General features: G+C 53.9%; 10 protein-coding genes. 8 read left to right on the forward strand and 2 right to left on the reverse strand.

Annotated features, from left to right (window positions below; all coding sequences use genetic code 11):
- Positions 1–164: 164 nt before the first annotated feature.
- On the reverse strand, positions 165–1,115 hold the full coding sequence (locus tag AC2FJW_RS17690) for a proline racemase family protein (RefSeq protein ID WP_496750872.1): 951 nt from the start codon (positions 1,113–1,115) through the stop codon (positions 165–167).
- A 446-nt stretch (positions 1,116–1,561) separates the two neighbouring features.
- Positions 1,562–2,197: a TetR family transcriptional regulator C-terminal domain-containing protein gene (locus AC2FJW_RS17695; protein WP_496750874.1), complete on the reverse strand. Its 636-nt coding sequence runs from the start codon at positions 2,195–2,197 to the stop codon at positions 1,562–1,564.
- Between the two features lie 127 nt (positions 2,198–2,324).
- Between AC2FJW_RS17695 and AC2FJW_RS17700 the strand changes: the two genes are divergently transcribed.
- From AC2FJW_RS17700 to AC2FJW_RS17735, 8 genes are all read left to right on the forward strand, one after another.
- Positions 2,325–3,194 (forward strand): ABC transporter permease, encoded by an 870-nt coding sequence (locus AC2FJW_RS17700; protein WP_496692079.1) that lies wholly within the window; start codon positions 2,325–2,327, stop codon positions 3,192–3,194.
- Positions 3,191–3,979: an ABC transporter permease gene (locus AC2FJW_RS17705; RefSeq protein WP_496690593.1), complete on the forward strand. Its 789-nt coding sequence runs from the start codon at positions 3,191–3,193 to the stop codon at positions 3,977–3,979. The genes AC2FJW_RS17700 and AC2FJW_RS17705 overlap by 4 nt, the downstream gene beginning before the upstream one ends.
- The gene (locus AC2FJW_RS17710) at positions 3,976–5,073 is read left to right on the forward strand and encodes an ABC transporter ATP-binding protein (RefSeq protein WP_496750876.1); all 1,098 of its coding nucleotides are present in this window, start codon (positions 3,976–3,978) and stop codon (positions 5,071–5,073) included. Before AC2FJW_RS17705 ends, AC2FJW_RS17710 begins: the two co-directional genes overlap by 4 nt.
- Before the next feature lie 17 nt (positions 5,074–5,090).
- Positions 5,091–6,152 carry an ABC transporter substrate-binding protein gene (locus AC2FJW_RS17715; protein ID WP_496750878.1) on the forward strand — a complete coding sequence of 354 codons (1,062 nt, stop codon included), beginning with the start codon at positions 5,091–5,093 and terminating at the stop codon, positions 6,150–6,152.
- 61 nt (positions 6,153–6,213) lie between these two features.
- Complete coding sequence (locus AC2FJW_RS17720) at positions 6,214–8,274, forward strand: oxidoreductase (protein WP_496750885.1); 2,061 nt, start codon at positions 6,214–6,216, stop codon at positions 8,272–8,274.
- The gene (locus AC2FJW_RS17725) at positions 8,274–9,506 is read left to right on the forward strand and encodes an aromatic ring-hydroxylating oxygenase subunit alpha (RefSeq protein WP_496698525.1); all 1,233 of its coding nucleotides are present in this window, start codon (positions 8,274–8,276) and stop codon (positions 9,504–9,506) included. The genes AC2FJW_RS17720 and AC2FJW_RS17725 overlap by 1 nt, the downstream gene beginning before the upstream one ends.
- Positions 9,499–11,061, forward strand: coding sequence for a trimethylamine methyltransferase family protein (locus AC2FJW_RS17730; protein ID WP_496692075.1), 1,563 nt, complete (start codon positions 9,499–9,501; stop codon positions 11,059–11,061). Before AC2FJW_RS17725 ends, AC2FJW_RS17730 begins: the two co-directional genes overlap by 8 nt.
- The gene (locus tag AC2FJW_RS17735) at positions 11,054–12,418 is read left to right on the forward strand and encodes an aminotransferase (RefSeq protein WP_496698526.1); all 1,365 of its coding nucleotides are present in this window, start codon (positions 11,054–11,056) and stop codon (positions 12,416–12,418) included. The genes AC2FJW_RS17730 and AC2FJW_RS17735 overlap by 8 nt, the downstream gene beginning before the upstream one ends.
- Positions 12,419–12,615 lie beyond the last annotated feature (197 nt).

The following is a 12,615-nucleotide window of genomic DNA, read 5'->3' on the forward strand; positions in this document are numbered from 1 at the left end:
TCGGGGGTCGGCCCAATACTCTCGTCGGCAATGTCCGAAGCTTTCAGTGGCCCTACCAGGCACTGGGTTGCAATTAAGGCGCCACAACGGGTTCTGGCAGAATGGAATTCAGTTGCTCGGTTTGTTAGGGTTCTGCACCCAAACACCCAATTTAAAAAGCTGCCTTACGGATTAGCGTTGTAAAAAGAAGGAAAGCTATGCCTTGCAACGATCCTAACTTCTGCTGATACAGTGGCGAATTGACCTACAACTTGGCATTCAAAAATCCCGCCCGGTGCTTCGATTGTCACGGACCTGCCGGGAGATAGCGACCCGTTGCCCTCGCACGCTACCACAACGGACAATGCGCCTGTCCCCCCAGCCGAATTTGCCAGTTCTCCCTTTTCAGAGGCCCAGACAGTTTTAATATGGTTCTTCCCTGATTTCGAACTGAACATGACCAAGTATTTACCGTAGCTGCCGCCAATGCCAAAATTAGACATCGGGAATTGTTTACTAGCCGCCCCGCTTAACTCAATTGCAGCGTTGGTCAATTTTTGGCGCTCACTAAGCGAAATACCTAGATAGTCTGCATCGACAACCAAATACGGCAACCCGGCATCGACTAGAGAAACTGGAATGTTTCCATTTAGAGGAAGATTCAATATTTGATTATTAATCAATAGCTTGGGTTTGACAGTAAACCACTTGGCATGTGTCATAACGCTATCTGTTCGGGTTACTTGTACTTCCATGACACCATTTGCTGTTTCCAAAGCAACAACTTGTTGATCTTTGGCTAATGCTTGACGCTTCGCGCTCGCAATTATGGTGGCTGCAGCCATGAGTGCGGTTCCGGCATATGGTGCGTATGCAAACTGAGAGGCTAGAAAAAGTGCCCCATCGGTACCTTGCTCAAAGGGTGGATAGAGTAGGCAAGAGTTGATGAGGTGGTTTCCATTTGGTGGGAGGTTCAAAAAACCCCGAAACTGTTCATGATCCGAACGAAGCTCCAGCAAGGCGCCAACCGCGTTCCTAGAAACTAGTTTAGGAAGACCAGAAACCGCCACTCGAAGAATATCTCCAGCGAGATCAACATCTATCGCATCCGTTTGTCCCTGGTGTTTATTAGGCATTGTTCGGCGTCCTGGATATCGTGTGCTACCTTGTAGCTTCTGGCTGCAAACATCCATGCTTGCTTTCAGCTGATGGTGTATTGGACTGAGTCTGTGTGAATACTCTGGTTGATGTATGCTTTTCGGCAAAGGCTGGAGGCATGTATGTCGAGATTTATCGCAGGCGCCGAGCGAAGTCAGTCGATGCTTTTCCCGACCAGCTTGAAGATTGGACCAACGGGTGCGTAGCCACACCACGACGTCAATAACGCTGCAAAACCTCACTTTGTTGCGCATCTCGGACTACAAAGTTTAATTGTGAAAGTCCGCTAATAGCGCACAGCGGACGTCGAGATTTTTCATTAGCTAGGTGGATGCTACTTAGACGCTAGAGGCCTCACCAATACCAGTAGTTGCTTTCCAGGAAGAGGCATTGTTTCCATCTCAAACCTGAGCGTCGTGAAGGCTCACAACTTGAATTTTCCTGGAAAAAGTCCGCCTAAAAATCTTCGAATAAGTTCAGCAGAGCGTCGTCGCGAAAAAACCTGCATATCGGTAAGGTAATTTACCCACATACCTTCCAGTAAGGCCAACGTTCCGCTAGTGGCATCATTCACCAAGTTCGGATCATGTCCGTTTTGTTGGGCTATCTCCGTGAACGCACGCCGCAAAGTCTCGACAAGTTTGGGATCCTGAGTGCTGCTGTATCGGGCAATACCTGGGTGTGAGCTCGCGATGCCTCGGAATGCATGCCAGATTTTCGTACTTCGTGGATTGAGCAAAGCTTCGGACAGATCCGCCTCGATCACAGCCATCACTCGCTCTTCGGGCGATGCATCCGAGCCCAGATCGGTCATTCTGTCCATCTCGGCATAATACTCGGTACTGAAATGCTGGGCCGCTGCGGTCAGCAAATTGTCCTTCCCCCCGAAATGCAAGTGGATCATTCCGCGCGACAGACCTGAGCGCTCGCAAATGCGACTGACCGAGGTATCGGTGACTCCGATATCAGCAATAGTATCCAGTGTCGCCTTTATCAGAAGCTGCCTGTTGGCCTCTGGATCGCGCTTCGAGCTACGCTTTCTTCCTTTAGGATCTGTCACTCTATTCAATGATTCCATCAGCTTAGGGTCTTCTCATATGGGTGGCTCACAGGAAGATTGACACGAAAGGCCTTTCTGGCGCAACATTAAATGGACGATCGTCCATTAGAGACTCGTAAGTACCGAGATGGGAGATAGGGTGATTTTTCGTAGCGAAGCGTCCCGGGGTTATACCCTCAGCGCACCAGCCACGGCTTACGTGGGCTTTCTGGTGGCGGCGCCTTTGGTGATCCTGATCGCCTATTCATTCTGGACCCAAACCTACGTAACGCTCGACAAGACGCCGACGCTGAAAAACTATAGCGACGCGTTTGCTGATCCGCTGGTTCGACACTTAATGCTAAGGTCGATCTGGATTGCCGGAGCAGTTACGGTAGTCACTGTCGCACTGGCCTATCCGATCGCGTACTTCATCGCGATGAAGGCCCGGAAAAAGACCATCTGGCTTCTACTCATCACCATTCCGTTCTGGTCCAGCTATCTGCTGCGCGTATTTGCCTGGAAACTCATCCTTGGGTTCAACGGGGTGATGAATTCTGCACTGCTGATGCTTGGTCTGATCGACGAACCGCTCGACTTCTTGCTCTATAATGAATTCGCCGTCGTGCTGACACTTGCGCACGCCTGGGCACCTTTTGCGATCCTGCCAATCTATGTCTCGTTACAGAAGATCGATCCAAGTCTGTTGGAGGCCGCCACCGACCTCGGCAACAGTCCTTTGCAACGCTTCATGCGGGTGACACTGCCGTTGACCATCCCAGGGATCATTGCTGCTTGCCTGATCATCTTCATTCCGACTGTCGGTGACTACGTGACTCCAGCGCTGGTCGGCGGATCGGACGGGAAGATGATCGCCAATCTTATTCAGGTGCAGTTCGGGGCCGCCAACAACTGGCCTCTCGGCGCCACACTTTCGCTGATTGCGATGCTGTCGGTCGGCTTCGTCGCCATCGTGTTTGTCATTACCGCCACCCAGCTTGGGAGGAGGATCAGATGAAGCGCCCCTCGACCCTGACAGCCTATGCTTTCCTGTATTTGGTTTTTCTGTACCTGCCGGTTCTGTTCCTACCTTTGTTCTCGTTCAACAGCGGTACTATCGTTGCCTTTCCGATCAAGGGCTGGACGCTGGACTGGTATCGGAAGTTGGGCGAACAGGATACATTGATCCAGGCCCTTTGGAATTCGCTTGGTGTTGGCACGGTCGTCGCACTTCTATCCACCGCCATGGGGCTGTTCGCTGCGCGTGCCTTTGTTCGATACCGTTTTCGGGGCCAGCGCGCCGCTGAAGGACTGGTAATGCTGCCTCTGGTCATACCTGGCATTATCGTGGCCTCGTCAATGCTGGTCCTGTTTCTGTTTCTCGGTCTCAAGCCATCTCTGCTGACCGTTGTTCTGGGCCATACGTTCCTTGCCTTGCCATTTTCCGTTTCGATCCTGAAGTCTGCCTTTGATGACTTCGACGCGTCGCTGGAAGAGGCATCTTACGATCTGGGCGTCGGCGTGTTCGAAACCTTCCGCCGCGTGACGCTGCCGGTCGTTTCCCCCGGTATCGTAGCCAGCATGCTGGTCACTTTTACGGTTAGCTTCGATGAGTTCGTCCTGGCCTTTTTCCTGTCAGGCAACCAGCCAACCCTGCCGGTCTATATCTGGAGCCAGATCCGTTTCCCCGCCAAGCTTCCAAACGTTTTGGCTTTGGGTTCTATCCTGCTGCTAACCTCGGTTCTGCTTTTGGTGCTGGCCGAGTACTTCCGCCGCCGCTCATCCGCATCAGAGGTCCGATGACAGACAGAAACATCATAGAACTCAGGGGCGTCGAAAAGCGCTATGGCACATTCCTGGCGGCCAGCGGGATTGATCTCGATCTCAAAGAGGGCGAGTTTTTTTCACTCCTCGGCCCCTCGGGATGCGGCAAGACTACGGTATTGCGGATGATCGCGGGCTTCCAGGAACCGACCGAGGGTACCGTGCTGATCGACGGCCAGGATATGGAGGGTGTCCCGGCCAACAACCGTCCAACGAACATGGTATTTCAGAGCTACGCCATCTTCCCGCACCTGAACGTCGGGAACAACGTGGCCTATGGCTTGCGGGGCAAGGCGCCCAAGGCCGAGATCGAACAGCGCGTAGCCGAGGCCCTGGAAATGGTCGAGCTGGGCGGTCTTCAGGATCGCGGCGCAAGTGAATTGTCGGGTGGGCAGCGGCAAAGGGTGGCGCTTGCCCGCGCGCTTATCATGCGGCCCAAAGTGTTATTGTTGGATGAGCCCTTGTCAGCACTCGACAAGAAGTTGCGCGAGCAGATGCAGTTTGAAATGCGCAATCTGCAGCAGTCGCTTGGCATCACCTTTGTGATGGTCACCCACGACCAATATGAGGCAATGACGATGTCCGACCGTATTGGTGTGATGTTCGACGGACGGCTCAAGCAGGTGGATACACCAACCACGCTTTATGCCCGTCCCTGTGATCAGCAAGTCGCCAGTTTCATTGGTGAGATGAACATACTGCCTGCCCAGATGTTGGGAGAAACCGGCGATATATTGTCGATCGATGCGGCTGCTTTCGGGCGGATTGAGATTGAGAGAAACCCCAACGTTGCGACCAGTGCAAAAGATATGAACATCGGTATTCGGCCGGAACAATTGGAAATCGCTGCTGAAAAGCCAGAAGACTATCCATCAACGGTTCAAGGCACTGTCAGCAACGTCGCCTTCTATGGCGAGAACATTCACTATCACATTCAGGTTGCGGGAGCCGAAAAGCCAATCTCGGTCTCGGTTCCCAACTACTTTCACACGGTCGATTTCAAACGCGGCGACGCAGTTTGGCTGGGGCTTCAGGGGGCAAGCGTGATCGATCTAGGTACAGACACAAAGTAAAATAGTGGGAGGAAAAAATGAGAGTTCAGGGAATTGCGGCCTTCGCATGTGCGACGGCGATAAGTACGGGAAGTGCCATAGCAGGTGGCGCTGATCTAACGGTTTTTGACTGGTCGGGATATGAAGACCCCGGGTTCTTTGCCAGCTACATGGAAAAATACGGGGATGAGGCGCCAAGCTATTCCTATTTCGGAAGTCAGGAGGAAGCCTTTACGAAACTGAGTTCGGGTTTCACGGCTGATCTGGCGCATCCTTGTTCTGACGCGGTCCGGAAATGGGTCGCAGCCGACCTGATCCAGCCGCTCGATAAAAGCAAGCTGACCAATTGGGCCGATGTTTTACCTGAGATTAAGGAAGTCGACGCCATCGTCCTAGACGGCAAGCTTTACATGTTGCCGTTCGAGTGGGGGAACACGGGCCTTATCTATCGCACCGACAAAATCTCAGGCGATGATATCTCGCTGCAAATGCTGGCGGACCCGGCCTATGCAGGCAAGATCGCCGTCCCGGATGCCGCGTCATCCGCATATGCCTTGGCAGCGCTGGCCACTGGAAATGCTGACGATTACACCAACCTGAGCGATGAGCAGTTCAAGGAAGCGTCCGATTTCCTGCGCTCAATCCACCCAAACATGCGCTTTTACTGGTCCGATGCAGGTCAGTTTGATCAGGCCATGACCAGCGGTGAGATCGAAATGGGTTGGGCCTGGAACCAGTCCGAACTGAACCTGATCTGGAACGAAGTGCCTGCCGCCATGATGCGTGACGTCGACAAAGGTATCGCGACTTGGGCGTGTGGCTACGTGCATCTGAAGTCTTCCACGACACCGGTCGATCAGGTCTATGATCTGTTGAACGCGCTCACTGATCCTGCAAGCGGCCAATACATCATCGACAACTGGGGCTACCCGCATTCCAACGCAAAAGCCTTCGAAGTTGCCGATCAAGCCAATATCGAAGCCTATGGTTTTGCCGATCCGAAAAGCTTCTTCGAAAGCAGTTTGTTCTTTGACGCGGTGAACCCCGAGTTGGAGGCAAAAATGCTGGCAGAATTTGAACGGATCAAAGCCGGATTCTAACACAACCATATTTCCGGGGCCTTCGGGCTCCGGAACCCAAATATAGGAAAAACGCGTGATTATGTCGGACGCGAACCCATACGCTCTGCTCTTCGAACCTGTCCAGATCGGGCCCGTCACAGCCAGAAACCGCTTTTATCAGGTGCCGCATTGCACCGGGCTGGGGCACCTTAGGCCACGGGCGGATGCTGCCGTCCGCGGAATGAAGGCTGAAGGTGGTTGGGCAGTGGTCTCCAATCAGGAGACCGAGATACACCCGACCTCGGACTTGTCCCCCTATGCCGAGGGGCGATTGTGGGATGGGCGCGATGTGCCTGCGTTGCGGCTGATGACAGATGCAGTACATGCACATGGTGCGCTGGCGGCCATCCAGCTGGTACATAATGGCAATCATGCGCAAAACCTGCTGACCCGCGCTCCGGTTCTTGCTCCGTCCGAGATGTCCGTTGATATGACGCATCCCAAGCAGGCGCAGGCCATGGATAAGGCCGATATCCGGGAATTCCGCCGCTGGCATCGCGAGGCCGCCCTGCGCGCGAAAGATGCCGGATTTGACATCATTTACGTCTATGCCGGACACAACATGACTTTGGCGCAACATTTCATGCTGCCTCATATGAACCAGCGTAGTGATGAATATGGCGGGTCGCTTGAAAATCGCGTGCGCCTGACGCGCGAATTGCTGGAAGATACCCACGAAGCTGTAGGTGACAGCTGCGCTGTGGCGCTCCGCTTTGCGATTGATGAAATGGTGGGCGCCGACGGCATGCAGGCCGCAGAAGAAGGCCGTGCCGTGGTCGAGCTTTTGGCCGATCTTCCTGACCTATGGGATGTGAATGTGGCCGACTGGTCCAATGACAGTGCCACAACCAGATTCCAGCCGGAAGATGGTTATCAGAACGCGTTTCTGTCCCACGTCAAACAGATCACACGGAAACCCGTGGTAGGTGTCGGTCGCCTGACCTCCCCCGATATGATGCTGTCGATGGTCAAGAAAGGTATTGTCGACCTTATCGGAGCGGCGCGACCTTCCATTGCGGACCCGTTCATACCGAATAAGATTGAAGAAGGCAGGATCGACGAAATTCGCGAATGCATCGGCTGCAACATCTGCGTGTCTTCGGACAATCTGGGTATTCCGATCCGCTGTACCCAAAACCCGACCATGGGCGAGGAATGGCGTCGCGGCTGGCACCCTGAGATCATTGCACCGAAAAAAAGCGAGGCGGAAGCACTGGTAATCGGTGGCGGACCCGCGGGTCTTGAGTGTGCCATGCAAATCGCACGGCGCGGCTATCAGGTGACCTTGGCCGAAGCCTCAGCTGAATTTGGTGGACGTGTTGCAAAGGAAAGCAGGCTTCCCGGCCTAGCGGCCTGGTCGCGCGTCGTCGACTATCGCCTGAATGATCTGAAACAGCGCGGCAACGTTCAGTTGTTCACCGACAGCAGACTTGACGGCGATCAGGTGGCAGAGCTTGGCGTCGAACACGTCTTTGTCGCCACCGGCAGCCGTTGGCGTACGGATGGCATGGGGCGAAACACCCAGCGCCGTATGCCTCATATCGAGCAAAGCGCCAGAGTGCTGACACCTGATGATATCATGAACGGCATATTGCCTCCGAATGGCCCGGTGTTGATCTATGATGATGACCATATCTATTTGGCAGGTGTGATTGCAGAAAAACTGGCAGCTGCCGGATATCCGGTGGTCTTTGTCACGCCGGAGAGTTTGGTCTCTGCTTACGCCGTACATACTTTGGAGCAGCCCCGTATTCAGGCTCGTCTGATCGAACTTGGCACAGACATTTACTGCAATCAGGTGCTGACCGCGGTTGAAGGTGACATGGCCCGCATCGGATGTGCCTTTACCGGTCGCGAAGCGAGTATTCCCTGTGCCTCGACAGTTCTGGTTACCGAGCGCCAGCGAGAGACAGCGCTTTACGACAGCTTGCGCGGGGTTGGGTTGAAGACCCTCGAACTTATAGGCGATGCCGCGTCTCCGGGACTGATCGTCGACGCTGTCTTCGCAGGCCACCGCGCGGCCCGCGATTTTGAACGCCCAAAGGCAGAAGCAGACAAGGATTGGTTTCGCCGCGAGATAGTCGATTTGGAGGAAACGTGATGAACAGCCGACCGTTTGAGTTAGATGTTTTGATGGCCTCGCACCAGCACGGCCACGCTTTGCCGCGCGGATTCTATACCTCGCAAGACATCTATGACTATGACATCGCCCAGGTCTGGAACCGTAACTGGCTTTGGGCAGGGCATGTCAGCCAAATCCCAAACCCCGGAGACTATTTCCTGTTCGACTATGGCCCGGAGAGCATCATTATTGTTCGCGACCGCGAAGGCGAAGTTCGCGCTCATTTGAACGTCTGTCGCCATCGTGGATCTCGCGTCTGCACTGAACAGTCCGGCAACGCCCGTGTTCTTGTTTGCCCCTATCACGCCTGGACATATGAGCTATCGGGAAAACTTCGTGCAGGCCACAATATGGGGGAACACTTTGACCCGTCCAAATTCGGGCTCTTTCCCGTTCAGGTGAGTGTCTTCAAAGGCCTGATCTTTGTCTGTACCGATGTAAACACACCATCGCTTGATCCTGTCCTCAGCCAGCTTTCGCCACTCGTCGAACCCTATGGCTTTGACGATCTGAAAGTTGCGCATACGGCGTCATTTCCCGTTCCAGCGAATTGGAAACTGGCGGTTGAGAACTATCTTGAATGCTACCACTGCGGACCAGCACACAAAGAATACTCTCGCTCTCATAGCCTGAAATCGCCACAAGACATGGCTGGCTTGGTCGAGCCGCTAAATGCAAGGGCTGTAGAAGTCGGGCTGGCACCTGATGAATTGGCGCTTGTTGGCGAGGCTGCGCCCACCCCATTCACCAGCGGGTATTATCGGCGCTACCCGCTTTACCAAGGTTACAAAACCGGCAGCAAATCGGGTGAGGCACTTGCGCCATTGCTTGGAACGCTGAAAGGCTTCGACGGTGGCGCAACTGACTTTGATATTGGCCCATTGAATTGGTTCCTGATCTATTCGGATCACCTGGTGGGCTACCGCTTTATTCCACGTGGTCTACAAGAAACCGACATTCAGGTGGTCTGGCTGGTTAACGCTGATGCCGAAGAAGGCCAAGATTACAACAAGGAAGACCTGACCTGGCTTTGGCATGTCACATCTTTGGATGACGAACGCATCATTCGGCACAACCAGTCCGGCGTTAATTCTCAATACTTCCAACCGGGGCCCTTGGGCGAAATGGAAACCTCGATCCAGGATTTTTACGATTTCTATTTTGCCATGATCCGCTCGGAACCAGAACAAAGGATGGCCGGTAATGGCTGAGGTAAAATCACGCCGTCGCGGAGGTGGTGGGCGCGCCGCGCGCATAAAGGTTCAACAGGCGACCACGGGCAATGAGGCCGTGCGTGGGGGATTAAGTGGCGGCCGCTATAAGCCGCTTACCCCAACAGATATGGAGAACATCCATCAAGCGGCTCTGACCGTTCTGGAAAAAACCGGCATTACCGACCATTTCCCGGAATTACTTGATCTGGTGCTGCCCAAGGGCGCGGTGATGAATGATCTAAATCGGCTGTGCTTCCCCCGCGCACTGATGGAAGACATCCTGGCTAGTGCTGCCAAGGAGTTTTACCTCTATGCCCGCGGAGAGCGTGAAGGCAAAGACGACATGCATTGCTCGGCGGAGAGCGTCTATTTCGCCAACTCCGGCACCGCCGTGACCACCTTCGATTCCGAAACTAAATCTTATCGCCCTTCGATCCTGCGCGATGTCTATGATTTCACCCGTCTGGTGGACCGTTTGGACAACATCCATATGCTGGGCGACACGGTTTTGGCCACCGATGTGACTGATGATTTCGCTCATGACATGAACACCATTTATGCCATGCTCGCAGGCAGCCAAAAACCTGCCTGTCTGACCTTTCGCGACCGCAGCCATATTCCGCATGCCATCCGCATGTTTGATTTTGCTCAAGGTGGCGAAGGGGCTTTCATGAAAAAGCCAAGCGTCATATTTGGCGGCTGCCCTATGGTTTCCCCCTTGCGGGTCGGCAAGGAAAACATGGAAATCCTGATTGATACCGCCAAGCTAGGCCTGACGGTTGATCTGGCGGTGCCTCCTCAGGCCGGGGCGACAGCCCCTGCGACGCTTGCGGGAACATTGGTGCAAACCGTGGCCGAAACGCTGGCCTGCGTTGCCATCGTAAACCTCATCACACCGGGCTGTCCGGTCTGCTTTGCCGCCTGGCCCTTCATCACTGACCTGCGCAGCGGGTCGTTCACCGGCGGCAGTGGCGAACAGGCTCTGATCGGGGCCGCAGCCATTCAGATGGGTAACTTTTATGGCCTTCCAACCTCTGTCGGCGCAGGCATGACCGATGCCAAGATACCCGACGCGCAATACGGGTTGGAAAAGGCACTAACCTTCACGCTTGCCGCTCATGCCGGTGCCAATCGTTTGTGCGAGTTCGGGGGTATGATCGGTAGCCTGATGGGATGCAGTTTTGAAAGCATGGTCATCGATGACGAAGCGGGCGGTATGATCCTGCGGTCGTTGCGCGGGATTGAAGTCACGGATGAAACCATGGCGGTGGATGTGATCCATCAGTGTGCCATCGACCCTGGTCATTTTCTCGGCAACCCGCACACACTGAGCTATATGAACAGCGAATTCGTCTACCCACGGCTCATGGATCGTGAGCGCACGGACACATGGGAAAACGAAGGCAAAACTGATCTTCTGGACCGCGCCCGTGACAAGGCCAATTCCATTCTCGACAGCCATTTCCCCAACTACTTCGGCGCCTCAGACGCTCAGGTTCGCGAAGAATTCCCAATTGTGATGAGCACAGAAAGCATGGCCCGCCGTGGATAACTCTAACGTCAAGCAATGGGATAACGATCACTTCCTGCACCCGTGGGAAGGGATGGCAACATTGGGCGAAAACGACCGCACTTTTATCGAAGGTGCCAGCGGCATTCATGTGGTGAACGAAAAAGGCGAACGCTTGATCGACGGACCGGGAGGCATGTGGTGCACTCAGATCGGTTATGGTCGAGGGGAGATGGCCGAGGCCATGGCTGAGCAAGCTCGGAACCTTGCCTATTTCTCGCCCTTTAACAATTCCAACTCGACTGCCGCGCGGTTCGCGTGCGAAATCGCCAAACGTGCGCCAGGCGATTTGAATAATGTCTTTTTTACCACCGGCGGTTCCACTGCAGTTGATACGGCCATCCGGTTTGTCCATTTCCGCAACAACCTCTTGGGACGCCCCGAGAAAAAGAAAATCATTTCACGGCAAAAAGCTTATCATGGAAGTACTTATCTGGCGGCCAGCATCAGTGGAAAAGAGCGTGACAGACTTTGGCTCGACAAGGCGGATGACCTCGCACATTTCCTGCCAGACGTGAATCCGCTTTACCGTAAGTCGGGTCAAAGCGATGAGAGCTTTCTGAAAGAGAAAGTTTCGGACCTGGAAAACGCCATTGTGACGCTGGGCCCAGAAAATGTCGCCGCGTTTATCGCCGAACCGGTTCTGGCATCTGGCGGGGTGATCGTGCCGCCAAAAGGATATCACAAAAGCTGCCTAAACATCTGCAGGAAGTATGATGTTCTATACATTTCCGACGAAGTAGTGACGGCTTTCGGACGATTGGGCCATTGGTTTGCTTCGGAGGCAGTTTTTGGCATTCAGCCAGACATAATCACCTGTGCCAAAGGAATGACATCTGGGTATGCACCGATGGGCGCTGCGATTATCTCGGATGGATTGATCGCCGATGTTTCAGGAAAAGACGCAACTTTTTCTAATGGTTATACCTATTCTGGTCACCCGGTCAGCGCGGCCGCTGGTCTGAAAAGTATGGAAATTATTGAACGGGAAAAGCTTCTCGAACACGTTCGAAGGGTCACTCCGATTTTTCAGGATCAGCTACAGCAGTTGGGTCAGATTGACATCGTTACCGATGTGCGCGGCATGGGGTTGATGGGATGCGTTCAATGCTCAGTCGATGGTGATCCCCAGAGCGATCTGGGGTGCGACTACGAGATTGGTAGCCAGATCGATATCGAATGCCAGAAACGTGGGTTATTGGTTCGGCCTGTGATCAACATGTGTGTTCTTTCACCGCCCCTAATCATTAGCGAAAGTGAAATTGAGCAAATGTTTGCTGTCTTGCGAGAAGGGCTTGAAGCGACAAGTGCGTGGCTCAGCGGGATTAGAGGCCAATGAATTGCTTGCGCTATTGTTGCGAAAGCCCGGAGGTCGCCATTTCAGCGTATTGTCGTATGCTCCACGATCTCTGCCAAAACCGTTCGGCCTTGACGGATTTGAAGAAGGTTTTGACAGCGACGGTATCCTACGAGTTGGCATTATCTGTTACGGGTCCGTCACAGTGTTTTTCTCGTACTGCTTGCTTCCACGGTGCT

Source organism: Ruegeria sp. CDSA020 (assembly GCF_059612345.1).

What these genes read in the sequence shown, in the direction of transcription:
- AC2FJW_RS17730 (WP_496692075.1), top strand. Translation starts at nt 9,499, where the DNA reads ATGGCTGAGGTAAAATCACGCCGTCGCGGAGGTGGTGGGCGCGCCGCG.
- AC2FJW_RS17720 (WP_496750885.1), top strand. Translation starts at nt 6,214, where the DNA reads ATGTCGGACGCGAACCCATACGCTCTGCTCTTCGAACCTGTCCAGATC.
- AC2FJW_RS17700 (WP_496692079.1), top strand. Translation starts at nt 2,325, where the DNA reads ATGGGAGATAGGGTGATTTTTCGTAGCGAAGCGTCCCGGGGTTATACC.
- AC2FJW_RS17725 (WP_496698525.1), top strand. Translation starts at nt 8,274, where the DNA reads ATGAACAGCCGACCGTTTGAGTTAGATGTTTTGATGGCCTCGCACCAG.
- AC2FJW_RS17705 (WP_496690593.1), top strand. Translation starts at nt 3,191, where the DNA reads ATGAAGCGCCCCTCGACCCTGACAGCCTATGCTTTCCTGTATTTGGTT.
- AC2FJW_RS17690 (WP_496750872.1), bottom strand. Translation starts at nt 1,115, where the DNA reads ATGCCTAATAAACACCAGGGACAAACGGATGCGATAGATGTTGATCTC.
- AC2FJW_RS17710 (WP_496750876.1), top strand. Translation starts at nt 3,976, where the DNA reads ATGACAGACAGAAACATCATAGAACTCAGGGGCGTCGAAAAGCGCTAT.
- AC2FJW_RS17715 (WP_496750878.1), top strand. Translation starts at nt 5,091, where the DNA reads ATGAGAGTTCAGGGAATTGCGGCCTTCGCATGTGCGACGGCGATAAGT.